Here is a 25,897-nt window from a genome sequence, read left to right as displayed (position 1 = left end):
CGTCGAACAGGCCGATTTCGTCCACGGCAGCCGCTTGCGATAATCGAACGCGGAGCCGCGATACGAAGGAATGCTCGGACGTCCTAGCACTGGCAACAGGCAGTACTGGCGTGATCGCGGCCCGCCACAATCAAAACCGGTGAAGGACATCCACTCATGACGACGCCCACGATCGAGCTCAAGCCCTCCGCCAGCCCGCTCGCCGCCGCCGAGCGCGAGGCGATACTGGCCAACCCGGGTTTCGGCCGCCACTTCACCGACCACATGGTGACGATCAAGTGGACCGAGGGACGGGGCTGGCACGACGGCGAGCTCGTGCCGTACGCGCCGCTCTCCCTCGACCCGGCCACCATGGTCCTGCACTACGCGCAGGAGATCTTCGAGGGCCTCAAGGCGTACCGCCGGCCCGACGGGACCGTCGCGACCTTCCGCCCGGAGAAGAACGCCCGGCGCTTCCAGTCCTCCGCCCGCCGGCTCGGCATGCCGGAGCTGCCGGTCGAGACGTTCATCGAGGCGTGCGACGCGCTGGTGCGGCAGGACGAGGGCTGGGTCCCGGCGCACGGCGGCGAGGAGTCCCTCTACCTGCGTCCGTTCATGTTCGCGACCGAGGTCGGTCTGGGCGTGAAGCCCGCCAGTGAGTACCTGTTCATCGTCATCGCCTCCCCGGCCGGCGCCTACTTCCCGGGCGGCGTGAAGCCGGTCTCCATCTGGGTCTCCGAGGAGCACGTCCGCGCCGTGCCCGGCGGCATGGGCGACGCCAAGACCGGCGGCAACTACGCCGCGTCCCTGCTGGCCCAGGCCGAGGCCGCCGCCGAGGGCTGCGCGCAGGTCTGCTACCTCGACGCGGTCGAGCGCAAGTGGGTCGAGGAGCTCGGCGGGATGAACCTGTACTTCGTGTACGGCGACAAGATCATCACCCCCGCCCTCACCGGCTCCATCCTGGAGGGCGTCACCCGCGACTCCCTCCTCCAGGTCGCCCGCGACCTCGGCTACCAGGCCGAGGAGGGCCGCGTCTCCGTCGAGCAGTGGCAGCGCGACTCGGAGAACGGCACGCTGACCGAGGTCTTCGCCTGCGGTACGGCCGCCGTCATCACGCCGGTCGGCACGGTCAAGCGCACGGGCGCCCAGTGGCAGCAGGGCGACGGAGAGCCCGGCGAGGTCACGCTCCGCCTCCGCCAGGCACTCCTGGACATCCAGCGGGGCAAGGCGGAGGACCGGCACGGCTGGATGCACCAGCTGGGCTAGTTCTCGGCCGGCACCGTGAGGGCCGTCTCGGACGTGGTGTCCGAGGCGGCCCTGTCCCGCACCGGGGCGAGGTCGCCGACCGTCAGCAACAGGTACGCCACACCCCCCACCAGCCCGGACACCAGGAAGCTACAGTCCACCCCGCCCGTCAGTCCCAGCAGCGGTCCCTCGTAGGACGGCAGGGAGACCGCCAGCAGGCCGGTCGTCGCGCCCAGGGTCCAGGAGATGGTCGCCGGGATGTTCCAGCCGGACCGGTACCAGTAGATCCCGCCCCGCGCGCGGCGGTTGAAGACCTGGAGGGCCTCCGCGTCGTACACGCCACGGCAGCGGGCGAAGCCGATCAGGGTGATCACCGCCCAGGGGGTGCCGATCGCCGTCAGCAGCAGGACGAAGGAGGTCATCGCGTCCTGTGCGGTCGAGTAGTAGTGGCCGACGAAGACACAGGCGGTGGCGACCACGGCCACCGTGTACGTGGCCGTCGCCCGGGACGCGCGCGGCAGGATGGCGTCCAGGTCGAGGCCCATGGAATAGAGCATCAGGCCGGCGTTGCCGACCGAACCCGCCGAGGCGGCCAGCAGGAGCGGGACCAGGTACCAGGCGGGGGACGCGGAGACGAGCGGTCCGGCGTAGTCGAGGGCCGCGCGGGCCGCGTACGACGTGAAGGTGCCGAAGAGCTGCGGGACCAGCAGCCCCAGGGTCAGGCCGAGCCAGGTCGCGTGCAGCACCCGGCGTGAGGTGTGCCGGGTCGGGGAGATGTAGCGGGTGTAGTCGCCGAGCAGGGTGATGAAGGCGATCGGCCCGGACAGGCCCGCCGCCACCGCCGCCAGCAGCCACGTCGGCCAGAAACCGTCCAGCAGATAGCCGCCCGCCTCCGGCATCGCGCCGGTGGTGAAGTGCGGGGCGTAGGCGATGACTCCGAGCGCCAGCAGGGCCGTCATGCCGACCGCCAGGACGCGGGACATGGCGAGCAGCACGCGGTAGCCGTACACCGCGCCCGCGACGGTCGCCGCGGCCAGCAGCCCGTACACCACGCCGTACGACACCCCGCTCGCCGGCAGTCCGACGAGCCGGCCGAGCACGCCCACCATCACATCGCCGCCGATCCACACGGTCAGGGCCGTGTAGCCGAGGGCGAGCAGCAGCCCGACCACCGAGCCGACCAGCCGGCCGCGCACCCCGAACTGGGCGCCGGAGGAGGTGGACAGGTTGGTCGCGGTGCGCAGGGAGATCAGGGCCAGCGGGGCGGTGAGGGCGGTGCCGACCAGCGTGCCGACCGCGATCGAGCTCACCGAGGCCCACCAGTCCAGGCCGAAGGACGGGGGGAGCCAGCCGAAGACGATCACTCCGAGGCAGAGGTTCGACCCCAGCAGGATCGACACGAGATCGCGTGGGCCGCTGGTGCGTTCCTCCTCGGGGATGGTGTCGACTCCGCGCTGTTCCATGGGCATGGGTGCTCTCCATCGGTTTGAGTGACGTTCAATCTGGATCGCTCGTTGTTTGCTGTCAACCTTTCCGCCAATGGAATTTCGTGTTTAGAGTGATGCTCTAAAGTCGAGCAAGGCAAGGAGGTGCCGCGTAGTGAGACTGACCCCCACGGAACGTGACCGGCTGCTGCTCTTCGGAGCCGCCGAACTGGCCCGGGCGCGACGGGCCCGAGGGCTGCGGCTGAACGTCCCGGAGGCGACCGCGCTCATCGCGGACACCGTGTGCGAGGCCGCCCGCGACGGCGCCCGCCTCGCCGAGGCGATCGAACTGGCCCGGTCCGTGCTCGGACCGGACGACGTGCTGCCGGGCGTGGCGGACGTCGTCACCGAGGTGCATGTCGAGGCGGTCTTCGACGACGGCTCGCGGCTCGCGGTGGTCAGCGATCCGATCGGCGGGGGTCTGGGCGACCGCGCGCCGGGGGCGCTGCTGCCGGCGCCGCAGCACGCCGAGCCCGAGGCGGCCGTCCGGCTGACGGTCACCAACACCGCCACCGTGCCCGTCTCCGTCACCTCCCACTTCCACTTCTTCGAGGCCAACCCGCGCCTCGACTTCGCCCGGGAGACGGCCTACGGGATGCGGCTGGCCGTACCCGCCGGGTCCTCCGTGCGCTTCGGGCCGGGGGACAGCGTCGAGGTCGGCCTGGTGCCGATCGGGGGCGCCCGGATCGCGATCGGGTTCGCCGGGCTCGTCGACGGGCCCCTGGACGCACCCGGCGTCCGCGCCGAGGCCCTGCGCCGCGCCGCCGCCTGCGGCTACCTCGGCGTATCGGAAACACCTGTTCAGGAGGTCGAGCGATGAGCCGCCCAGGAGGCCACCCCGCCGAGGCCCGACGCCTCAGCGCCCACGAGTACGCCGCGACCCACGGCCCGCGCGCCGGCGACCGGATCCGGCTCGGCGACTCGGGCCTGACGATCCGCGTCGAGTCCGACTCACAGCGCCCCGGCGACGAGTTCCTCGCCGGCTTCGGCAAGACCGCCCGCGACGGGCTGCACCTCAAGGCCGCCGCCGTGCGGGAGACCTGTGACGTGGTCGTCAGCAACGTCGTCGTGATCGACGCGGCGCTGGGCATCCGCAAGGTGTCCATCGGCATCCGGGAAGGGCGGATCTACTCGATCGGACGGGCCGGGAACCCCGACACCCTGGACGGCGTCGACGTCGTGGTCGGCACGGGCACGTCCATCGTGTCCGGCGAGGGGCTCATCGCCACCGCCGGGGCCGTCGACACCCACGTCCATCTGCTGTCGCCGCGCATCATGGAGGCCTCGCTCGCCTCCGGCGTGACCACACTCATCGGCCAGGAGTTCGGGCCCGTGTGGGGCGTCGGCGTCAACTCGCCGTGGGCGCTCAAGCACGCGTTCAACGCCTTCGACGCCTGGCCGGTCAACATCGGCTTCCTCGGCCGTGGTTCGTCCTCCCACGACGCGCCCCTCGTCGAGGCCCTCGCCGAGGGCGGGGCCAGCGGCTTCAAGGTGCACGAGGACATGGGCGCCCACACCCGGGCGCTGGACACGGCACTTCGCGTCGCCGAGGAGCACGACGTCCAGGTCGCCCTGCACAGCGACGGGCTGAACGAGTGCCTGTCGGTCGAGGACACCCTCAGGGTGCTGGAAGGCCGCACCATCCACGCCTTCCACATCGAGGGCTGCGGCGGCGGCCATGTGCCGAACGTGCTGAAGATGGCCGGCGTCCCGAACGTCATCGGGTCCTCCACCAACCCGACCCTGCCCTTCGGCCGGGACGCCGTCGCCGAGCACTACGGCATGATCGTCTCCGTCCACGACCTCAAGACCGACCTGCCCGGCGACGCCGCCATGGCCCGCGACCGCATCCGCGCCGGGACGATGGGCGCCGAGGACGTGCTGCACGACCTCGGCGCGATCGGCATCACCTCGTCCGACGCGCAGGGCATGGGCCGGGCCGGCGAGACGGTCCGCCGTACCTTCGCGATGGCCGGGAAGATGAAGGCCGAGTTCGGCGCCCCGGACGACGACAACGACAACGAGCGCGTCCTGCGCTACATGGCCAAGCTGACCATCAACCCCGCCATCGCCCACGGGCTTTCGCACGAGGTCGGCTCGCTGGAGGTCGGCAAGCTCGCCGACCTCGTGCTGTGGCGGCCCGAGTTCTTCGGCGCCAAGCCGCAGCTGGTGCTCAAGGCCGGGTTCCCGGCGTACGGCGTGACCGGCGACCCCAACGCCGCCACCGACACCTGCGAACCCCTGGTCCTGGGGCCGCAGTTCGGGTCCTACGGCGCCACCCCCGCCGACATCTCCGTCGCGTTCGTCGCCCGGGCCGCCCTGGACCAGGGGGGCGACACCATGCCGACCCGGCGCCGCAGGGTCGCCGTGCGCGGCACGCGCGGGATCGGGCCGGCCGATCTGCGCCTGAACTCCCGTACCGGACAGGTCGACGTCGACCAGCGCACCGGCCTGGTCACCCTCGACGGCGACCCGCTGCGCTCGGAAGCGGCCGACTCCGTCGCCCTCAACCGCCTCTACTTCCTCTAAGGACCCCCATGTCTGCTGCCTCCGATGGCTTCCGCATGCCCGCCGAGTGGACCCCGCACGAACGCACCTGGATGGCCTGGCCGGGGCCGAACGTGACCTTCGAGGACCCCGAGGAACTCGTGGCCGCCCGTATCGCCTGGGCGTCGGTGGCCCGTGCCGTCCGCCGTTTCGAACCGGTGACCGTGGTGTGCGGCCCGGGGCAGTCCGAGGAGGCGCGGACGCTGCTCGGGGCGGATGTGGAGACCGTCGAACGAGAGCTCGACGACGCCTGGATGCGCGACATCGGCCCGACCTTTCTGACGGACGGACGTGAACTCGCCGCCGTCGACTGGACGTTCAACGGCTGGGGCGCGCAGGACTGGGCCAGCTGGGAGCACGACGCGAAGATCGCCGCCTATGTCTCCGACCTGGCGGGCTCGACACGGACGTACGCCTCGCGGCTGGTCAACGAGGGCGGTGCGATCCATGTCGACGGCGAGGGGACGGTCCTGCTCACCGAGACCGTCCAGCTCGGACCCGAGCGCAACCCGCACTGGACCCGGGAGGAGGTGGAGGCCGAGATCCACGGCATGCTCGGCACCCGCAAGGCGATCTGGCTGCCGCGCGGCCTCACCGGTGACTATCCGCCCTACGGCTTCGGCACGCTCGGGCACGTCGACATCGTCGCCGCCTTCGCCCGACCCGGCGTCGTCGTCGCACACCACCAGCCGGACCCGGCGCACCCCGACCACGAGGTGACGAAGGAGATCATCGGCATCCTGAAGGCGCAGACGGATGCGCGCGGCCGCCGCCTGGAGGTCGTCGAGATTCCCGCGCCGACCGTCCTGGAGGCCGACGGCCACTGGGCCGACTACTCCTACATCAACCACTACCTCTGCAACGGCGGCGTCGTCCTGTGCGCCTTCGACGACCCGCGCGACGAGATCGCGGCCGGAATCTTCCGCCGCCTCTTCCCGGAGCGGACGGTGACGCTGGTGGACGCCCGGACGATCTTCGCGGGAGGTGGGGGCATCCACTGCATCACCCAGCAGCAGCCGAAGCTCCGGTGACGGCCGGCGTCAGGTAGAACAGTCGGGTGAATGTGCTGATCTGTGCGGTCTGCGGGCACCGTCTGAGCCCGCCGCTGCGCCCGCTGTCGGAGCTGCCTGCACGCCACGGGCACGACGGGCGGACGAATCCAGACGGTTCACGGCACGCCCCGTCGACCGTGCCGCGGGGCACGTACGCGGTGGACCCCAAGCCGTCCGGCGCGCCGTTCGTCCCGCATCCGGACCCGGAGTGGATGGGGGAGGCCGTTCCCGGCGCCGTCATGCTCGACCCGGACGGACCGGGATGCCTGATGTCGGCCGGCCCCCGCGGCACCTTGGTCGTCCACCCCGACGACACCAGGGGCTTGCTGGACGACAACCCCGACGTCCGGGAGATCGGGTGCTGCGGCGTACCCGGGCGGGAGGGGCCGAACGAGCTGTGCCCCGGGTGCCGGGCGCGGGTGGCGACGCTGACCGCCGAGTGCACCGGCCCCTACGAGACCTCCTTCCTGCCCGACGCGGTCCGGGTGGTGACGGCATGAGCGTGCCCCCGTCCCCCCGCCGCCGTACCCCGGCCCCGCCCCGCGAGGACGTGCTGGCCGCCGCCATGGAGATGATCGCCGAGCGCGGTCTGGAGAAGCTCACCATGGCGGCGCTCGGCCGTGAGGTCGGCATGAGCAGCGGCCATCTCCTCTACTACTTCCACTCCAAGGACGAGCTGCTGCTGCGGACCCTGGAGTGGAGCGAGGGCCGGCTGGGCGCCGAGCGCGGCCGGCTGCTGACGCGCGCCGCACCCGCCCGTGAACGGCTCGACGCGTACGTCGATCTGTACGTCCCCGACGGCCATCGCGACCCGCACTGGACGCTCTGGCTGGAGGTCTGGAACCGCTCGCAGAACGCCGACGGCGACGCCCGCGACCGCCAGGCCGCGATCGAGGGCGCCTGGCACCGCGACCTCGTGGCCCTGCTGGCGGAGGGGGTGTCGCGAGGCGAGTTCCGGGCCGTCGACCCGGACCGGTTCGCGGCCCGGCTGCGGGCGCTGCTCGACGGGTTCTCCATCCATGTGGCGATCGGGCTACGCGGCACGGACCGGGCTCAAATCCTGCGCCACGTAAGGGAGTTCCTGGACGACAGCCTTCTCGCGGACTCCTGAGGCCGCGCCCTGGTTGTACGCAATACTGCGGATTGACCCTGTAGCGCGTGATGCGTTTGCCTCGAAGCGAGCCCTCGGCGCGGGGCCGGGGGTGAAGCGTCCACGGGGACAACAGGGGGAAGCATGCACACAGTCGCACGGGTGTCCGGGATCGACCTCCACGACCGGCTCACCGGCACCCTCTCGGTGTGGAGGGTGCGCTGATGTCGCGCTTCCCGAGAGTCCTGCTGGGCACGGCCGTCGTCCTCAGCCTCACCTGGACGTACGCGACCACGGCACAGGCCGCGCGTCAGCAGCCGCGCACCGACCGCGTCAGCACGGCCGCCGACGGCAGCCAGGGCGACGGACCGTCGAGCGATGCCGCGATCAGCGCCGACGGCCGCCACGTCGCGTTCACCTCCGGCGCGCCGGGCTTCGGCTGTGCGCAGTTCTTCCCCTGCCTGCTGCTGAAGGACGTGGCAGGCGGCGGGGTCACCAGGATCGACCTCGGCGGCGGCTACACCTACGGCTCGCCGGTGCTGAGCGCCGACGGCAGCCGGGTCGGCTTCTCCGCGGGCACCCGGTTCACGGCGCCGTACCTGTACGACCGGGCCACCGGCCGTGCGGAGCGGCTGTGGCCGCAGAACCCGCCCGGCTCCAACGAGTTGGGCCGACTGGAGTCCTTGAGCCCGGACGGCACGCACGCCGCCTACACCCTCGGGAACCGCAGCGGCCCGCAGGCCACCCGGCTGCTCTACGTCCGCGACACGGCCACCGGCACCGACGAGCTGATCTCGCCGGCCGAAGAGGGCCCCAAGAACGGCGCCTCGGTGAGCGGCGACGGCGAGCGGATCGCGTACGGCATCCGCGCCGACAGCGAGACGGACCCGGCCGACGTCTTCGTCAAGGACCGGGCGACGGGCGAGCGGACCCAGGCCGACGTGGGCCTCGGCGCCGCGTTCCTGGTCCGCCTCACCACCGACGGCCGCCGAGTCCTCCTCGACGCCGAGAGCGGCCTGTACGTCCACGACCTGCGCACCGGTGAGTCCCGGCGGGTGGCGGAAGGACGTCCCCTCGCGGCCACGGGGGACGGGCGGTACGCCGTCGTCGCGGGCGAGGACGGGGTGCGAGTACGGGACCTTCGGACGGGGCGGCGGGGAGCCGCGCTGCCGGCGGACGCCCAGCTGGGTGCGGACGCCCTGGCCGCCGACGGGCGTGCGGTGGCGTTCGGTTCGAGCGCCTCCCACCTCGTGCCGGGCGACACCAACAGGGAGTCGGACGTGTTCGTCTTCGCCGGCGAGCTGCGGGCGAACCCCACGGCGATGCCGTCCGTCACCGAGCGGATCAGCCTGACGCCCGACGGACAGCAGCGGACCCTGGCATCGAACGACCCGGTGATGGGACAGGACAAGGTCGTCGCCTTCGCGTCGGCGGGCGATGTGTTCGTCGACACGGGCGGTGGGGCCTCCCAGGTCAACTCCACGGACCAGCGCCCGTCGAGCGATGTGACCCCCTGCGAGAGCGGACGCATGGTGGGCTACGCGGCTCCGTCCGAGGGGGACGGCGGCGCGGGCGTCCACATCCGCAACCGCTCCGTCGGCAAGGTCACCAGCCTGGGCTCCTACGACGGCGTCCGCTTCACGTGGATGGGGCAGCCCGTCGTGGACCCCGGCTGCCAGTGGGTCACCTATGCGGCCACCCTTCCCGCCACCGACGCCGACCCGCACCCGCGCCCCCGCGTCTACCGCTTCGGGTTCGACGGCGGCACCACCGACGTCGTCAGCGCGCCGACGGGCGAGGCGGCCGGCCACCCGTCGATCAGCCGTGACGGCCGGTACATCGCCTTCGAGCAGGGCGGCGACCTCTACGTCCGTGACCTGGACACCGGCGTCCTGCGCAAGGTGGCGGAGCGCGCCACGGCACCCTCCCTCACCGCCGACGGGCGCAAGGTCGCCTTCCAGCAGGGCCGGGACGTCCTCGTTCGTGACCTGGACAGCGGGGCCACGACCCGGGTCAGGGGCGGCGAGCCCTCGCTCTCCGGGGACGGCACCGCTCTCGCGTACACCTCCGGTCCCTCCGTCCACCTCCTCGAACTCGCCACCGGCACACGGAAGTTGGTCAGTGTCGACCGCTGGGGCGGCCGCAACGACCTTCCGGCCAGGCACCCCGCCGTCAACGCGGACGGCACCGTCGTCGCGTTCGAGTCGGCATCACCCGATCTGGTGGAGGGGGACACCAACGGGGTGTCGGACGTCTTCCTGCGGACAGTTCAATGACAACGACCATCTACGGGGGAACAACCATGCACAGCACCACGCGAGTTGTCGCGCTCGCCATCGCCCTGGCCGCCGCGACGGCGACCGTGTCGGGGGCGTCGGCGGGCGCCGCGCCCAGGGCGCCGCACACCGAGAAGGCGAGCGTGGCGCCGGACGGCACGGACGGCAACCGTGGCTCCCACGGGCAGAGCCTGAGCGCCGACGGCCGCTATCTGGCCTTCGTCTCCGACGCCGACAACCTCGTCGCGGGCGACTCCAACGGCGTCGCCGACGCGTTCGTGCGCGACCTGCGGACCGGCGTCACCCGCCTGGCGAGCACCGCGGCGGAAGGCAGCCCGGGGAACGCCAACGTCCTGGACGTCTCGCTGAGCGCCGACGGCCGGTACCTGGCGTTCACCTCCAACCCCACCTACAACACCGCCGACAACCACATCTTCGTCAAGGACCTGCGCACCGGCGCCCTCCAGCGGATCGACGACGCCGTCGACACGGGCTACAGCGCGGGCAGCATGCCCGCCCTCAGCGCCGACGGCCGCCACCTCGCCTTCGTGGCCCTGCGCACCGGCGACACGGGGCAGGCGGGCGACAGCTCGAACCGGGTCTACCGCGTCGACCGCGTCACCGGCGAGCGGGTCCGCGTCAGCCAGGTCCCCGGCGAGGGCGCCTGGAAGTCCGCCGCCACCCAGCCGACCATCAGCGCGGACGGCGACAAGGTCGGCTACCAGTTCTTCGTGCCGTACCCCACCCGGGGCGACTGGAGCGACGCCTACGTCCGTGACGTGCGCAGCGGCGAGCTGACCCAGGTCGACCAGGCGCCGGACGGCACGGTGTCCGACGGGCACAGCGAGTACCCGCAGGTCAGCGCCGACGGCCGGTACGCGGTCTTCAACTCGCTGGACTCGAAGCTGACGCCGGGTGACACCAACGGCACGCACAACGTCTTCGTCCGCGACCTGAAGTCGGGGGACCTGCGCCGCATCGACGCCGCCGACCCGGCCGCCTACACCGGCTTCGCCCGGCTCAGCGCCGACGGCAGGTATCTGGCGTTCGGCTCCGCCGCCCCGGCCGACCCGAACGCCGCACGCCAGGTCTACGTGCGCGACCTGCGCACCGGACGCACGGAGCTCGTCAGCGCCGCGGCGCAGGGCGGCCCGAGCGCCGACTACGCGGAGTACTCGGTGATCGACCGGCACGGCCGCACGGTCGCCTTCAGCAGCCGGGGCGCCGACCTCGTGCCGGACGACACCCAGGACACCACCCACGTCTACGTCCGCCACCTGCGGTGATCAGCACAGTGCTCGCATCCTGAGACGGACGGTGAGCACGGGGGCGACTTGTGCCAGACTGCCCCCGTGCTCTCGTTCGCCATGATTATTGGCAGCAGGCGCGCCGGTCCGCAGTGACCGCCACGTACGACCAAGTACGGGCGGACACCGTCGTCCTCGACCCGCGCGCAGACCTCTCGCACCCGCGAGAGGTTTTTCTGTTTCCGGCCCACCCGAAGCCGGGCGGAGTGCGTGAGGGACCATAGGTGGGGCGGTGGAGCCGGTCATTCCGGTAGACCGAGATCCAATACAGGAGCCTTACGACCATGACCGCAACCAGCGAGCTCGACGACTCGTTCCACGTCTTCGACACGACCCTGCGCGACGGCGCACAGCGTGAGGGCATCAACCTCACCGTCGCCGACAAGCTGGCCATCGCCCGTCACCTGGACGAGTTCGGCGTGGGCTTCATCGAGGGCGGCTGGCCCGGCGCCAACCCGAGGGACACCGAGTTCTTCGCGCGCGCCCGGCAGGAGATCGACTTCCGGAACGCCCAGCTCGTCGCCTTCGGCGCCACCCGCCGCGCGGGCGCCAAGGCGTCCGAGGACCCGCAGGTCAAGGCGCTCCTGGAGTCCGGCGCCCCGGTCGTCACGCTGGTCGCGAAGTCCCACGACCGCCATGTCGAGCTGGCCCTGCGCACGACGCTGGACGAGAACCTGGCCATGGTCCGCGACACGGTCTCGTACCTCCGCGACCAGGGCCGCCGCGTCTTCGTCGACTGCGAGCACTTCTTCGACGGCTACCGCGCCAACGCCGAGTACGCGAAAGCCGTCGTGCGCGCCGCCGCCGAGGCCGGCGCCGACGTCGTGATCCTCTGCGACACCAACGGCGGCATGCTCCCCGCCCAGGTCCAGGCGGTCGTCTCCACGGTCCTCGCCGACACCGGCGCCCGGCTCGGCATCCACGCCCAGGACGACACCGGCTGCGCGGTCGCCAACACCCTCGCGGCGGTCGACGCGGGCGCCACCCACGTCCAGTGCACGGCCAACGGCTACGGCGAGCGCGTCGGCAACGCCAACCTCTTCCCGGTGGTGGCGGCCCTGGAGCTGAAGTACGGCAAGAAGGTCCTCCCCGAGGGCCGGCTGAGGGAGATGACGAGGATCTCCCACGCGATCGCCGAGGTCGTCAACCTCACCCCGTCCACGCACCAGCCGTACGTCGGTGTCTCCGCCTTCGCGCACAAGGCCGGCCTGCACGCCTCCGCGATCAAGGTCGACCCGGACCTGTACCAGCACATCGACCCCGAGCGGGTCGGCAACACCATGCGGATGCTGGTCTCCGACATGGCCGGCCGGGCCTCCGTCGAGCTCAAGGGCAAGGAGCTCGGGATCGACCTCGGCGGCGACCGGGAGCTGGTCGGCCGGGTGGTCGAGCGGGTGAAGGAGCGCGAGCTCGCGGGCTACACCTACGAGGCGGCCGACGCGAGCTTCGAACTCCTCCTGCGGGCCGAGGTCGAGGGCAGGCCGCTGAAGTACTTCGAGGTCGAGTCCTGGCGCGCGATCGTCGAGGACCGCCCCGACGGCACCCACGCCAACGAGGCCACGGTCAAGCTCTACGCCAAGGGCGAGCGCATCGTCGCCACCGCGGAGGGCAACGGCCCGGTCAACGCCCTCGACCGCGCGCTCCGCGTCGCCCTGGAGAAGATCTACCCCCAGCTCGCCAAGCTGGACCTCGTCGACTACAAGGTCCGCATCCTGGAGGGCGTCCACGGCACCCAGTCCACGACCCGCGTCCTGATCGCCACGTCCGACGGCACGGGGGAGTGGTCCACGGTGGGAGTGGCGGACAACGTCATCGCCGCGTCCTGGCAGGCCCTGGAGGACGCCTACACCTACGGGCTGCTGCGGGCCGGGGTGACGCCGGCCGAGTAGGCCGAACGGACCTCGCCGCCCGCCCCCGGGCGCGCGTTCACGGCACAGTGGAGCCATGGACACGGACAGGGTGCGGAACTTGTTGTCCCGGGGGCAGGTAGCGACCCGCCTGCCCGCCCAGGACCTGGAGCGGGCGCGGCGCTTCTACGCCGAGAAGCTCGGGCTGGAGCCCGTCGACGAGCGGCCGGGCGGGCTGCTGTACCGCTGCGGCGGCACGGAGTTCGCCGTGTACCAGTCGACGGGGGCGTCCCCCGGCACCTTCACCCAGATGGGCTGGCAGGTCGAGGACGTCGAGGCGCTCGTGGCGGAACTCAGGCGGCGCGGCGTCGAGTTCGAGGAGGTCGACGTGCCCGGCTTGCGCACGACGAACGGCATCGCCGACATCGAGGGGCACTACCCCAGCAAAGGCTTCCGCGGGGAGCGCGCCGCCTGGTTCCACGACAGCGAGGGCAACCTGCTGGGTGTCGGCGAGCCGTTCGCCTGAGCCGCTAGGCCCGCAGATGCCACTTCTGGTTGCCCGCGCCCGTGCAACTCCAGATCTGCGCCCGGGACCCGTTCGCGGAGGAGTTGCCCGTCACGTCGAGGCACCTGTTCGCCGCGCGGTTGACCATGTCGCCCGTCGACGCGCTGTACGACCACTGCTGGGCACCCGTGCCGTTGCAGTCGTACAGCTGCACCTTCGCCCCGTCGGAGGTCGAGCCGGAGGTGACGTCCAGGCACTTGCCGAGCGCCCGCACCGACCCGTCGGACTGCACCGTCCACCGCTGGGCGGAGGAGCCGTTGCAGTCGTAGAGCTGCACCGCCGTGCCGTTGGCCGACGAACCGCCCGCGACATCCAGGCACTTGTCCGCGAGGCCCACGAACGCCCCCGACTGCGACGGGCCCTCGGTCTGCGCGCCCGACCAGGTGAAGGTCGCCGAGGTCTTGCCCGGAAGTGAGTAAGTGGCGTGCTGCGAACCCCAGTTGATCGTCACCGTCTTCGCGGTGGACGCGTCGTTGTAGGCGATCAGCGCCTTGGACCCGTCCGGGTTCCGCCACGCCACGTTCGGCACCGACGACGACGCCGTGGACGCGATCCGGTGCGCCCCCGGCTTCACGAACTTCGTCAGATGGCCCATCGTGTAGTACTCGACGGTGTAGTCGACCTGACCGTGCCGGGAGTCCCCGTTGTGCACGGTGATGAAACCGTCGCAGGTCCCGCAGCCGCCGTTGTGCGGCCCCCGGTTCTGGTCCACCGCCAGCGACCACTTCGTCACCGACTTCGCCCAGTTCCGGGTGTAGTCGATGATGTTCATCATGTCCTCGCGCTGCTGGTTGGCGATCCAGGTGCCGCCCGAGTGCTCGGTGCCGAAGGCGTCCAGCTGCGGGTACTCGTTGTGCACCGAGGTCTGCTTGGCCACGTCACCGCCGTAGCCGTGCCAGGCGATCCCGCCGAAGTTCGGGTGGGTGCGGACCGCCGCGTCGTCGACCGTCTGGGCGGCGTACGCGTCGTAGGTGTCCCAGTTCCAGTCGTGCGCCAGCACCTTGGTGGACAGCCCGGCCGCCTGGAGCTTCGGCAGCAGTTCGTTCTTGGTGAAGTACGCCAGCCCGCTCGCGTTCCAGCTCATCGACGGATAGCCCGAGCAGCAGGTCGGCTCGTTCTGGGCGGTGACGTAGGAGATCGGGATGCCCTGGGCCTGGTAGGCCTGCACGTACTTCACGAAGTAGGAGGCGTACGCCCCGTAGTGCTCCGCTTTCAGCCAGCCGCCGTTGAGCTGGCCGTTGTCCTTCATCCAGGCGGGCGCCGTCCACGGCGACGCCATCACGGTGAGCCCCGGGTTGAGCTGCCGGGCCTGCTTCGTCAGCGGTACGACGTCCTGGAGGTCGTGCGCGATCGAGAACTCGGACAGATCCGGATCGGTCTGCCCGGCCGGCAGGTCGTCGTAGGTGTAGCCGAAGCGGGCGAGGTCCGAACCGCCCATGGGGTTGCGCAGGAACGACAGCCCGATGCCCTCCGTCGGGGAGAACAGCTTGCGCATGGTGTCGTCCTTCGTGGCCTGCGACAGCGCGCCGCTGCCGTCCATCAGCCAGGCCGCGGTGTCCGTGAAGGAGGCGCCGCCGCCGGTGAAGGTCTGGTAGCGGGTGTTCTCGTCGACGGTGATGTTCTCGCCACCGCCGCCGGAGCCGGACTGGAAGGCGAACGGCGACTGCGGCTGGAGCCCGCGCACCACATGGCGTCCGCCGCCGTCGTCCGTCGTGGTGAGCCAGGCGGTGACCTGTTCGCCGACGGCCTGCGCGGGAGTGGCCGCGGAGAAACCGGCCGAGGTGAGGAGCCCGGCGAGGAGCAGACCGAGCGTCCGAGTGGATCTCCTCATGAAGCACAGCCCTTCTGGGGGGTGGGGGATGGGGGCGTGCGAGGCGTGAGTAAATGACGGCTTCGTGGGCGCGTCAAGGGGTCGCGCGTTCATGAGATGAAGAGAGAACACCGCTGATCCGGCCAGGACTTGAGTGCGCAACGGTTCTGACGTGAAGTCTTGACGCCAAAGATGGCCACCAGTTAACTCACGCCTTGAGGTAAGTCATCAGTGGATCCTGAGAGTCGAGGGACGTTCCATGCGAAGAACCGCCCTGCTCGTCTCCGCCGCCCTCTGCACCACCCTGCTCCCGCTCACCGCCGCCGGCCCCGCGTCCGGCGCCGACGACCCCGCGCCGGTCCCGGTCGACCGCTTCGAGGGCGAGGTCCCCTTCGCGCGCCCGCCCGCCGAGGGCATCTTCACCTGGGGCAGCGACAACGACGACCCGCCCACGCTGCGGCTGACCGCCCGCGCCGACGCCCCCGAGGGCGAGAAGGTCCTCACCGGCACCTACGACATCAGCGGCTACGGCGGCTTCGCCCACGACTTCGCCTTCGCCGAGCCCGCCCACGACTGGTCCGCCCACAAGGGGGTCCGGTTCTGGTGGGAGGGTCAGGACAACGGCAAGAAGATCCCCTTCGAGCTCAAGGACGGCGGCGCCAACGGCGAGGCCTCCGAGCTCTGGACGACGTCCTTCACCGACGACTTCAGCGGCTGGAAACAGATCGAGCTGCCCTTCGCCGACTTCACCTACCGTACGGACTACCAGCCCGTCGGCGGCATCGACCACGTCCTCGGCCTCACCGAGAGCTGGGGCTACTCCGTCACCCTCCCCGCCGGCGCCCAGGGCGAGTTCGCCATGGACGGCGTCGAGCTGTACGGCAGGGCGGACCAGTCGCTGCGCGCCTCCGTCACCACCGACGCCGCCGTCTACCCGGTGCGCGAGGGCGGCACGGCAGCCGTGCGGATCACCGTCGCCACCACCGGGTCGGCCCCGTTGGATGAGCCGGTGACCGTCACGTACGGGACCACGGGCGGCAGCGCGGACGCCGGCAAGGACTACACACCGGTCAGCGGCACGGTCACCTTCCCCGCCGGAACCGTCTCCGGCACGGCGCGCACCGTCCGCGTCCCCACCCTCAAGGACAGGTCCGCCGAGCCCGCCGAGACCGTCCCGCTGAGGCTGACGGTCACCGGCGCCAAGGCCCCGGCCGAGACCCCGCAGGTCGTCGTCGACGCGCACGGACTGCCGTATCTGAACCGCGAGTTGCCGGTGAAGAAGCGGGTGGCCGACCTCCTGTCGCGGATGTCCCTGGCCGAGAAGGCCGGCCAGATGACCCAGGCCGAGCGCGGCGCCGTCGGGAACGGCGGCGACGTCGCCGCCCACGCCCTCGGCTCGCTGCTCTCCGGCGGCGGTTCGACACCGACGCCCAACACCCCCGAGGCCTGGGCCAGGATGATCGACGGCTTCCAGCTCCGGGCGCAGGCGACCCGTTTCCAGATCCCGCTGATCTACGGCGTCGACGCCGTGCACGGCCACAACAACCTGGTCGGCGCGACGATCATGCCGCACAACATCGGACTCGGCGCGACCCGGAACCCGCAGACGGCCTACCGGGCGGGCGCGGTGACGGCCGCCGAGACCCGGGCCACCGGCATCCCCTGGGACTTCGCGCCCTGTCTCTGCGTGACGCGGGACGACCGATGGGGGCGGGCCTACGAGTCGTTCGGTGAGGACCCGGCCCTCGTGGAGTCGATGGAGACGATCATCCAGGGCCTCCAGGGCGCCGCGAACGGCAAGGACCTGAAGGACGACGACAAGGTCCTCGCCACCGCCAAGCACTTCGTGGGCGACGGCGGCACCGGCTACGGCACCTCCACCAACGGCACCTACACCATCGACCAGGGCGTCACCGAGGTCACCCGGCAGCAGCTGGAGGCCGTCCACCTGGCGCCGTACGCCGGCGCGGTCGACCGCGGTGTCGGCACGGTCATGCCGTCGTACTCCTCGCTCGACCTCGTCGGCGACGGTCGGGGCCCGGTCAAGATGCACGCCCGCGCCGACATGATCAACGGTGTGCTCAAGGACCGCATGGGCTTCGACGGCTTCGTCATCAGCGACTGGAACGGCATCGACCAGATCCCCGGCGACTACGTCAGCGATGTGCGCACGTCGGTCAACGCCGGTGTCGACATGGTGATGGCGCCGTACTCCTACAAGGACTTCCACTCCGCGCTCGTCGCCGAGGTGGAGGCCGGGCGGGTCGGCGAGCGGCGGATCGATGACGCCGTCTCCCGCATCCTCACCCAGAAGTTCCGCCTCGGGCTCTTCGAGAAGCCGTACGCCGACACCAGCGGCGCGGCGAGGATCGGTTCCGCCGGACACCGGGCCGTCGCGCGGCAGGCGGTGGCCGAGTCGCAGGTGCTGCTGAAGAACACCGGCGGGCTGCTGCCGCTGCGCAAGTCGCAGAAGGTGTACGTCGCCGGGTCCAACGCCGACGACATCGGCAACCAGAGCGGCGGCTGGACGATCACCTGGCAGGGCGCGTCCGGGGACATCACACCCGGCACGACGGTCCTGGAGGCGATGCGGAAGAGCTCCGCGCGGCTGACGTACTCCAAGGACGCGACGGCACCGACGGCCGGCCATGACGTGGGTGTCGTGGTGGTCGGCGAGACCCCGTACGCCGAGGGCGTCGGCGATGTCGGCAACGGGCACGACCTGCGGCTGAGCGCGGCCGACCAGGCGGCCGTCGACAAGGTGTGCGCGGCGATGAAGTGCGCGGTGCTGATCGTCTCCGGACGCCCGCAGCTCATCGACGACGACCGGCTGTCCGGGATCGACGCCCTGGTCGCCTCCTGGCTGCCGGGCACCGAGGGCGACGGCGTGGCGGACGTGCTCTACGGGAAGCGGCCCTTCACGGGGCAGCTGCCCGTGACCTGGCCCCGGTCGGAGGCCCAGCTGCCGATCAACGTCGGTGACGCGTCGTACGACCCGCGGTACCCGTACGGCTGGGGCCTGACCACCCTGACCAAGGTGCCCGGGGGCGGCACCGCGACCCTGACGGCGCTCGCCCTCGCGGCGAGGGCCGCGGAGAAGGCCGGGGCCGAGGACGCCGGGCGCGCGCTCGTCACCAAGGCCCGGCTGATCGTCCAGCAGCGGGCCGCCGGAGCGGGGATCACCGAGGCGGTGGCCAAGCCCTTCGCCGAGGCGGACCATCTGCTGCTGATCGGCCGGTACGGGGCGGCGGTGGAGAGGCTGATCGCGGCGTACCGCGCGGCCTGAGCCGCCGTACGGCACGCGGTGGGATGCCGCGCGGTCGCCGGTCCCGGTGCGAATCCAGCCACCGGGACCGGCGCCTTTGCCCGTCCCATCAGGTAGCGTCGAAGTATGAGGACTCCTCTCTTCAGGGGCCTCATGCGCTTGCTGATCGTGCCGGTCGCCGCGGGAGCCGCGGTGTTCACGGCGGGCACGCCCGGCGCACATGCGGCCACGGACCTTTCGAAGGTCGGCGAGGCGCTGCGGGACGGCCCCGTGTACGTGGACCCTGCCGCCTCGGACCAGCTCTCGTCGGCGGACGCCGAAGCGCTCGCCGACAAGATCGAGGACGCCGACAAGCCGGTCTTCATCGCGGTCCTGCCGGCCGACCAGCCGACCCGGAACCTCCTGCTGAACCTCCGTACGGAGACCGGCATCACCGGCCTGTACGGCGTCCACGTCGGCGATCGCTTCGACGCGGCGGCCGACGCCTCGGTGATGTCCCGGCAGGCGGTGGACAACCTGGTCACCTCGGTGCAGACCGCCGGTGATCCCAAGGCCCAGCTCAACGACTTCGTCGACTCGGCGCTGCGCAACGTGGGCGGCACCGCACCGGCCAGTTGGAGCGACGGCGGCGGCTCCGGCGTGGACGCCGGCGGTCTGATCGCCTTCGGCGCGGTGGTGGCGGCGGGCGGCGCGGGCGCGTACGCGCTCATCCGGCGCAACCGGCGGCGCCACGAGCGGGAGCAGCGGGCGGCGCTGGAGAAGCTGCGGGTGGTGGTCGACGAGGACATCACCGCCTTCGGCGAGGAACTGGACCGCCTGGACTTCCACCCGGCCGAGCCCGGCGCCGACGACGCGATGCGCGGGGACTACGAGCGTGCCCTGGACGCCTACGAGCAGGCGAAACGGCTGATGGACTCGGCCCGCAAACCGGAGGACGTCAAGGCGGTCAGCCAGGCCCTGGAGGACGGCCGGTTCTCGCTCACCCAGCTCGCCGCGCGACGGGAGCACCGGCCGCTACCGGAGCGCCGGCCACCGTGCTTCTTCGACCCCCGGCACGGCCCGTCGGTGGCGGACGAGACCTGGACGCCGCCCGGCGGCAGCGCGCGCGAGGTCCCGGTCTGCGCGGCGGACCGCGGTCGCCTTGCCGACGGCCGTGACCCCGTCATCCGCGAGGTCGACACCGAGCAGGGCCGCCGTCCGTACTGGGACGCGGGCCCCGCCTACGGCCCCTGGGCGGGCGGCTACTTCGGCGGCGGCATCCTTCCCGGCCTTCTCATCGGCACCCTGCTCGGCAGCGCGATGGCCACCCCGGCCTACGCGGCCGACTACGGCGCGGGATACGGCTACGGCGGCGGGTACGAGGGCGGCGACATGTCCGGAGCGGACTTCGACGCCGGGGACTTCGGGGGCGGGTTCGACGGCGGCGGGTTCGGGGGCGGGGACTTCGGCGGCGGAGGATTCTGACTGGTCCGGGGCGCGCCCGATCAGCCGCGCAGACGGGCGTTGAGCCGGGCGGCCTGACGGGTCAGATGGTCGCGTTCGGCGAGGTCGGGAGCCTTCCGGGCGGCCTCGACGTACAGCCGCGCCGCGGTCGGCAGATCGCCCTCGCGTTCATGGAGGTAGGCCGCCACCGCGGTGTGGCGGGGCAGCGATTCGTCCAGCGCCGCGAGGGCCGCGAGACCGGCCCGCGGACCGTCGGCCTCGCCCACGGCGACGGCGCGGTTGAGCCGGACGACCGGGCTGTCGGTCAGGCGCGCGAGTTCGTCGTACCACTCGACGATCTGCACCCAGTCCGTCTCCTCGGCCTCGGGCGCGTCGGCGTGCAAGGCCGCGATGGCGGCCTGGGCCTGGAACTCGCCCAGCCGGTCGCGGGCGAGGGCCGCCTGGAGGATCCCGACGCCCTCGGCGATCGCCGCGGTGTCCCACCGGCCCCGGTCCTGCTCGGCGAGCGGCACCAGGCTCCCGTCGGGGGCCGTCCTCGCCGCGCGCCGGGCGTGGTGGAGCAGCATCAGGGCCAGCAGCCCGCGCACCTCGGGGTGGTCGACCGCCGCCGAGAGCTGCCGGGTGAGCCGGATGGCCTCGGCGGCGAGGTCGACGTCGCCGGAGTAGCCCTCGTTGAAGACCAGGTACAGCACCCGTAGCACGGTGGCGACGTCGCCGGGCTGGTCGAACCGGACGCCGGACACGGTGCGCTTGGCGCGGCTGATGCGCTGCGCCATCGTCGCCTCGGGCACCAGGTAGGCCTGGGCGATCTGCCGGGTGGTCAGGCCGCCGACGGCGCGCAGTGTGAGCGCGACCGCCGACGACGGGGTCAGCGACGGGTGGGCGCACAGGAAGTAGAGCTGGAGGGTGTCGTCCACCGCGGGCGCCGGGCCGGGCGCCGGCTCCTCCTCGACACGGTCCTCACGCCGACGGCGGGCGGCGTCCGCCCGGGTCGCGTCGAGGAACTTGCGCCAGGCCACGGTGACCAGCCAGCCCTTCGCGTCCCGTGGCGGATCCGCCGGCCAGACGCGGACCGCCTCGACCAGCGCGTCCTGCACGGCGTCCTCGGCCGCCGCGAAGTCGGCTCCGCGGCGGACGAGGATCGTGAGCACGCCCGGGGTGAGACTCCTGAGCAGGGTCTCGTCCATCGACACGGTCACTCCGTGATGGTGGGTGACACGCCGTAGAACGGACGCAGCTCCAGCCACTCGTGGATCGGCTTCCCGCCCGCCCCGGGGGCCGCCGAGAGTTCCCCGGCCAGCTCGACCGCGCGCTCGTAGGTGTCGACGTCGATCACCATCCAGCCGGCGATCAGGTCCTTGGTCTCGGCGAACGGGCCGTCGGTGACCGGCGGGCGCCCCTCACCGTCGTACCGGACCCATGCGCCCTCCTGGGCCAGCGCCTGGCCGTCGACGAACTCGCCGGTCTTCTCCAGCCGGGACGCGAAGTCGTTCATGTACTGCACGTGGGCCGAGATCTCCTCCGGCGTCCACTGGTCCATCGGGACGTCGTTCACCGCCGCCGGGGCGCCGCGGTAGTGCTTGAGCAGCAGGTACTTCGCCATGGTGGTCTCCTCGGTGCTGTGCGACCCATTGTGGTCGCGTTCACCCCTGGGACGGAGCCGGGCACGCGTTCTCGACATCGCCGTACGAAAATTCTGGACGGGTCTTTCGGACCGGCCCCGGAGGGGACGGCCGGCGCACGGACGGGCCCGGCGTCCGAGGACACCGGGCCCGTGATCACGGCGGGTCGAAGCCGCCGGGAAGGTCAGAGCGAGGACGCCGCCGAGGCGATCGCGGAGGCGAAGGTGGAGACCTCGGTGTAGACACCGGGGGCGTTCGGGCGGGCGCAGCCTATGCCCCAGCTGACGATGCCGACCTGGATCCAGGCGTTGCTCGCGTCACGGCGGAACATCGGGCCGCCGGAGTCGCCCTGGCAGGTGTCGACGCCACCGGACGGGAAGCCGGCGCAGATCTCCTCGTTGGCGATGAGGCCGCTGTAGCCGCTGTAGGAACGGCACTGGGCGTCGCTGACGAACGGCACGTTGGCCTTGAGCATGTAGCGCTGCTGGGCACCGCCCTCACGGGCCGCGCCCCAGCCGGCCACGGTGAAGGTGCCGGTGTTGTACTGCGTGGTCGTGGCGATCTTCAGCGTCGGGAGGTTGATCGGCTGGGCGAGCTTGATGAGCGCCCAGTCCTTGCCGTCGCCGTTGTAGCCGGGGGCCCGGTACACGTACGTGGAACGGACCTGGACGCGGCCGCTGGTGGACTGGAGGTCCACGACGCCGGCGGTGGCGGTGATGGAGGTGTTGGGGCCGGTCGAGCCCACGCAGTGCGCGGCGGTGAGCACGATCTGCTGGGTGTACAGCGCGCCGCCACAGCCCATGGAGAGCCGGACCATGAACGGGAACTCGCCCTGCGTGGCGCGGGTTCCGCCGACGACGCGCGAGTCGGCCTGCGCGGCCGACACGGGCTGAAGGCTGACGATCGCGAGAGCGGCGGCGCCGAGGACCGCGCATCTCTTGAGGGCGGTGATGAGCTTCTTCAACGTGATGCCTTCCGTGGGGGGTTGGACATACGAACGTGGAGAAAGCGCTGAAATGTCGGGGGGCATGTCACGCAGGGGGAGTGAGCTTCTGCTGACATGCGCCGGTCAATTCTGTTGCTGGATTATGGGAATCCTGTGACCGCCACCACAAGGGGCCGATTCCGGCCACGGCCGTTCGGCCATCAGTCCGTCCGGCCGCGCTTGTTCAGCCCCCCGGTCCGTCCGGCCACACCCGTTCAACCACTGGCCCGTCCGGACCGCCCCCGGCGCACCGGAGCGGCCCCGGCGTACCGAACCGCCTCCGGCGCACCGAACCGGCCCTCGTCGATGCGGGCGGGACCGGTACGGCACGGAGCCGCGGTGGCGTCCGGTGTCCGTGTCCCGCCCGCATCGCCGTACTGCCCAGGGGAGTTCTAGCTCCGCGCCCGCGATGCCCGGAGGGAACGCCCGGCCGTCCGTCCCCTCCGCCGCGTGGCCAGAGCCCGTGCCGTTCCCGCCGCCGTCAGAGCCAGCGCCACCAGCACCGCACTCACCCAGAGCGGCGACCGGTACCCGCCCCCGGCTCCGATCGCCGTACCGCCGAGCCAAGGCCCCAGCGCCGCGCCCACGTTGAACGCGGCCGTCGCGAAGGCGCCGGCCAGGGTGGGGGCGCTCGGCGCGGCGTAGAGGGCCCGTGAGATGAGGGTGGACCCGATCCCGAAGGACAGGGCGCCCTGCACCAGGACGAGCCCGAGTGTCACGGGCGCCGACCCGGCGCCGAGCGCCAGCGCGCACCAGCCGAGGCACAGGACGCCGCCGCCCCACACCGGCACGGCACCGGCCCGGCGATCGGCGAGCCGCCCCCCGACCGTGACGCCCACGAACGACCCCGCCCCGAACAGTGCGAGCACGACGGGCACCCAGCCGCTCTCCAGCCCCGTCACCCTCGTGACCAGGGGCGCGAGATAGGTGAAGGAGCAGAACGTGGCGCCGTTCACGAGGGCGCCCAGCAGGAGGGTCACCCGGAGCCGGGGGCTGCGCAGCGACCGCAGTTCACTCCGCAGGGCCGGCCGCTCCGAGTCGGCCCTGCCGCCGGGTACGGACCACGCCACGGCCACGACAGCGGGCAGGGAGATCAGCGCCACGGCCCAGAACGCCGCGCGCCAGCCCCAGAGTTGGCCGAGCAGCGCGCCCGCCGGCACTCCGGCCACACAGGCCAGCGTGACCCCGCCGAGCAGCACGGAAGTGGCCCGCCCCTTGGCCTGCGGCGCGACCATCTGCGCGGCCGTGACGAGGGCGACGGCCAGGAACCCGGCGTTGGCGAGCGCCCCGACGACCCGGGTGGCCACCAGCACACCGAAGCTGTCGGTCACCGCGCCCACGACATGGACGGCGAGAAACACCCCCAGGAACCCCAGCAGCGCCCCGCGCCGCGACCACCGCCGCGCGAGCCCGGCCATGAGCGGCGCGCCGGCCACCATGCCCACCGCGAAGGCCGAGGTGAGCGCACCGGCCGAGGGCACGGAGACCCCCAGATCCCGGGCGATGTCCGGAACCAGTCCGGACAGCATGAACTCGGACGTCCCCTGTGCGAACACGGCGACGCCCAGCAGAAGAAGAGCGAACGGCATGAAGAAACTCCGCAACCCGAAGTCGAAGTCGAAAACGGCACGTCGAACGGCCGTCCGGCAGCGGAGTGAGTCCGGAAGCGGAAGCGTTGGCTGATCAGCCCGACATCACCTGCGGCCACCGGAGAGCCGGTGGCCGACGTCTGGAGGCTTCGGGGCTCGACATGGCGGCAGGTTATGCGGGGACCGGAGCGGGGAGCCAGCGGTTTCCCGCCGGGGCGGGCCGCTGTCGCGGTGCACCACGGCCACCGCCACCAGCCCGACGACCAGGCCGAGGGCGGTCTGGACACCGAACGGCTCACCGAACATCAGCGCTCCCCAGACCGCCGTGACCGGGGCCATCAGGAACATCAGCGTGTTGACCGCGGTGACCCCGGAGCGCCGCAGGATGATCCAGTACAGCCCGTAGCCGCCGAAGGTGGACAGGACGACGAGCCAGCCGATCGCGGCCCAGAACGCGCCCTCGGCGGGCGGCGCGGCGGCTCCGGTGCTCAGGGCGAGCACCGTGAACAGCACGGCGCTGGTGGCGCAGTGGACGGTCAGTGCCACGCGGGGCGGGACCGGCGCGGGGGAGCGGCTCTCCAGGAACGTGGCCGCCACCAGCGACAGCATGCCGAGGAACGGCACGAGATAGGCCCACGGCGCGACACCCGACGCGGCCCCGGCGTCGGCCGCGGTGACGATGACGACGCCGCTCACCCCCAGGCACAGACCGAGCCACTGCCGGCGCGAGACGTACTGCCGCAGCAGTGGACCGGCCAGCGCCCCCGCGACGAGCGGCTGGACACCGTCGATCAGGGCCGTGGTGCCGCTGGAGACGCCGAGCTGGATGGCGTAGTAGACGGTGAGCAGATAGCCGCTCTGCGACAGCACGCCGATCACGGCCTGGCGTCCGACGTCCCGCGCGGTCAGGCCGCGCCACGCCGCGCGCCCCGCCAGGACGGCGACGACGGTCAGGATCACGGCCAGCGGCAGGAACCGCCACATCAGGATCGTGGTCGCGGGCGCGCTCCCCGCGCCCAGTTTCGCCCCGATGAACCCGGAGCTCCAGCACAGCACGAAGGCGAGGGACAGGAGGGCGTGCACGTCAGGCACCTCCACTAGACCGATCGGTATACCTTCTCGGAGCTAAAAGTATACAGATCGGTATAGTCTTGAGCCATGGGCACCCCAGCGATCCCCCACCCCGTCCACGGCGTCCGACGCGTCACGATGACCCGTGGCGCACGGCGCGTCCTGGAGGCCGCCGAGCGGCTGTTCTACGAGCGCGGCATCCACGCGGTCGGCGTGGATCTCATCGCCGCGGAGGCGGGGGTGACCAAGAAGACCCTCTACGACCGCTTCGGCTCCAAGGAGCAGGTCGTCGTGGAGTACCTGGCCGGCCGCGACGAGCGCTGGCGGGCCTTCCTCGCGCGGTACCTCGACGACCACCTCGACCCGGCGCGCACGACGTCGCGGGACCGCGTCCTGGCCGTGTTCGACGCCTCCCGCGCATGGTCGGCGGAGTACGGCTCCAAGGGGTGCAGCATGGTCAACGCCCACGCCGAGATCAGCGACCCCGCCCACCCCGCCTTCCCGGTCATCGCCGGACAGAAGGAGTGGATGCTCGCCCTGTTCACCCGCCTCGCCGGGGACGTCGACCCGGACGGCGCGGACCGTCTGGGCCGGACGCTGATGCTGCTGCACGAGGGGGCCCTCGTCGCCCACGGTCTGAAGGTCTTCCCGGACCCGTTCGCGCACGCCCGTGACCAGGCGGACGAGCTCCTTCCAGCCTCGTAGGGGCGAATGCGAACC

At 71.9% G+C, this 25,897-nt stretch carries 20 protein-coding genes; 13 read left to right on the top strand and 7 right to left on the bottom strand.

Annotated features, from left to right (window positions below; genetic code table 11):
* Positions 1-156 precede the first annotated feature (156 nt).
* Entirely contained in the window at positions 157-1,245 is a 1,089-nt protein-coding gene (locus ACIQWG_RS17915; protein WP_404096316.1) for a branched-chain amino acid aminotransferase, read from the top strand.
* Here ACIQWG_RS17915 and ACIQWG_RS17910 read toward each other — a convergent pair.
* On the bottom strand, positions 1,242-2,693 hold the full coding sequence (locus ACIQWG_RS17910; RefSeq protein WP_404096314.1) for a cytosine permease: 1,452 nt from the start codon (positions 2,691-2,693) through the stop codon (positions 1,242-1,244). The genes ACIQWG_RS17915 and ACIQWG_RS17910 overlap by 4 nt on opposite strands.
* Before the next feature lie 130 nt (positions 2,694-2,823).
* Here ACIQWG_RS17910 and ureA point away from each other — a divergent pair, with 130 nt between their 5' ends.
* The 9 genes from ureA to ACIQWG_RS17865 all read left to right on the top strand — a co-directional run bounded on the left by ureA (position 2,824) and on the right by ACIQWG_RS17865 (position 13,353).
* On the top strand, positions 2,824-3,528 hold the full coding sequence (gene ureA, locus ACIQWG_RS17905) for an urease subunit gamma (RefSeq protein ID WP_404096312.1): 705 nt from the start codon (positions 2,824-2,826) through the stop codon (positions 3,526-3,528).
* The gene (locus ACIQWG_RS17900) at positions 3,525-5,237 is read left to right on the top strand and encodes an urease subunit alpha (protein ID WP_404096309.1); all 1,713 of its coding nucleotides are present in this window, start codon (positions 3,525-3,527) and stop codon (positions 5,235-5,237) included. The genes ureA and ACIQWG_RS17900 overlap by 4 nt, the downstream gene beginning before the upstream one ends.
* An 8-nt stretch (positions 5,238-5,245) precedes the next feature.
* Entirely contained in the window at positions 5,246-6,286 is a 1,041-nt protein-coding gene (locus ACIQWG_RS17895) for an agmatine/peptidylarginine deiminase (protein WP_404096306.1), read from the top strand.
* Positions 6,287-6,312: 26 nt separating this feature from the next.
* The gene (locus tag ACIQWG_RS17890) at positions 6,313-6,807 is read left to right on the top strand and encodes a hypothetical protein (RefSeq protein WP_404096303.1); all 495 of its coding nucleotides are present in this window, start codon (positions 6,313-6,315) and stop codon (positions 6,805-6,807) included.
* Entirely contained in the window at positions 6,804-7,418 is a 615-nt protein-coding gene (locus ACIQWG_RS17885) for a TetR/AcrR family transcriptional regulator (RefSeq protein WP_404096300.1), read from the top strand. The genes ACIQWG_RS17890 and ACIQWG_RS17885 overlap by 4 nt, the downstream gene beginning before the upstream one ends.
* Before the next feature lie 203 nt (positions 7,419-7,621).
* Entirely contained in the window at positions 7,622-9,673 is a 2,052-nt protein-coding gene (locus ACIQWG_RS17880) for a TolB family protein (protein WP_404096297.1), read from the top strand.
* A gap of 26 nt (positions 9,674-9,699) precedes the next feature.
* Positions 9,700-10,959 carry a hypothetical protein gene (locus tag ACIQWG_RS17875; RefSeq protein WP_404096294.1) on the top strand — a complete coding sequence of 420 codons (1,260 nt, stop codon included), beginning with the start codon at positions 9,700-9,702 and terminating at the stop codon, positions 10,957-10,959.
* Positions 10,960-11,264: 305 nt separating this feature from the next.
* A complete protein-coding gene (cimA, locus tag ACIQWG_RS17870; RefSeq protein ID WP_404096292.1) occupies positions 11,265-12,869 on the top strand; it encodes a citramalate synthase in 1,605 nt (534 codons plus the stop codon).
* Positions 12,870-12,924: 55 nt separating this feature from the next.
* Complete coding sequence (locus tag ACIQWG_RS17865; RefSeq protein ID WP_404096291.1) at positions 12,925-13,353, top strand: VOC family protein; 429 nt, start codon at positions 12,925-12,927, stop codon at positions 13,351-13,353.
* A 4-nt stretch (positions 13,354-13,357) separates the two neighbouring features.
* Here ACIQWG_RS17865 and ACIQWG_RS17860 read toward each other — a convergent pair whose 3' ends face one another.
* Positions 13,358-15,223, bottom strand: coding sequence for a lectin (locus ACIQWG_RS17860; protein WP_404096290.1), 1,866 nt, complete (start codon positions 15,221-15,223; stop codon positions 13,358-13,360).
* A 238-nt stretch (positions 15,224-15,461) separates the two neighbouring features.
* Here ACIQWG_RS17860 and ACIQWG_RS17855 point away from each other — a divergent pair, with 238 nt between their 5' ends.
* The gene (locus ACIQWG_RS17855) at positions 15,462-18,488 is read left to right on the top strand and encodes a glycoside hydrolase family 3 protein (RefSeq protein ID WP_404096287.1); all 3,027 of its coding nucleotides are present in this window, start codon (positions 15,462-15,464) and stop codon (positions 18,486-18,488) included.
* A gap of 132 nt (positions 18,489-18,620) precedes the next feature.
* Positions 18,621-19,931: a hypothetical protein gene (locus tag ACIQWG_RS17850; protein WP_404096285.1), complete on the top strand. Its 1,311-nt coding sequence runs from the start codon at positions 18,621-18,623 to the stop codon at positions 19,929-19,931.
* Positions 19,932-19,951: 20 nt separating this feature from the next.
* Here the strand turns inward: ACIQWG_RS17850 and ACIQWG_RS17845 are convergent, their stop codons facing one another.
* The 5 genes from ACIQWG_RS17845 to ACIQWG_RS17825 all read right to left on the bottom strand — a co-directional run bounded on the left by ACIQWG_RS17845 (position 19,952) and on the right by ACIQWG_RS17825 (position 25,189).
* Complete coding sequence (locus ACIQWG_RS17845; RefSeq protein WP_404097701.1) at positions 19,952-21,097, bottom strand: RNA polymerase sigma factor; 1,146 nt, start codon at positions 21,095-21,097, stop codon at positions 19,952-19,954.
* A gap of 8 nt (positions 21,098-21,105) precedes the next feature.
* A complete protein-coding gene (locus ACIQWG_RS17840; protein WP_404096282.1) occupies positions 21,106-21,513 on the bottom strand; it encodes a YciI family protein in 408 nt (135 codons plus the stop codon).
* Between the two features lie 203 nt (positions 21,514-21,716).
* Complete coding sequence (locus tag ACIQWG_RS17835) at positions 21,717-22,496, bottom strand: S1 family peptidase (RefSeq protein ID WP_404096279.1); 780 nt, start codon at positions 22,494-22,496, stop codon at positions 21,717-21,719.
* Positions 22,497-22,909: 413 nt separating this feature from the next.
* Positions 22,910-24,106, bottom strand: a complete 1,197-nt coding sequence (locus ACIQWG_RS17830) for a Cmx/CmrA family chloramphenicol efflux MFS transporter (RefSeq protein WP_404096276.1) — start codon at positions 24,104-24,106, stop codon at positions 22,910-22,912.
* 105 nt (positions 24,107-24,211) lie between these two features.
* Positions 24,212-25,189: a DMT family transporter gene (locus ACIQWG_RS17825; protein ID WP_404096274.1), complete on the bottom strand. Its 978-nt coding sequence runs from the start codon at positions 25,187-25,189 to the stop codon at positions 24,212-24,214.
* Positions 25,190-25,264: 75 nt separating this feature from the next.
* Here ACIQWG_RS17825 and ACIQWG_RS17820 point away from each other — a divergent pair, with 75 nt between their 5' ends.
* The gene (locus tag ACIQWG_RS17820; protein WP_404096271.1) at positions 25,265-25,882 is read left to right on the top strand and encodes a TetR/AcrR family transcriptional regulator; all 618 of its coding nucleotides are present in this window, start codon (positions 25,265-25,267) and stop codon (positions 25,880-25,882) included.
* Positions 25,883-25,897: the final 15 nt, after the last annotated feature.

It is taken from the genome of Streptomyces sp. NPDC098781, assembly GCF_044759995.1.
Lineage (GTDB): Bacteria > Actinomycetota > Actinomycetes > Streptomycetales > Streptomycetaceae > Streptomyces.
The sequence above is the reverse complement of the archived record's forward strand: the minus strand, read 5'-3'. Positions and strand labels throughout refer to the sequence as shown.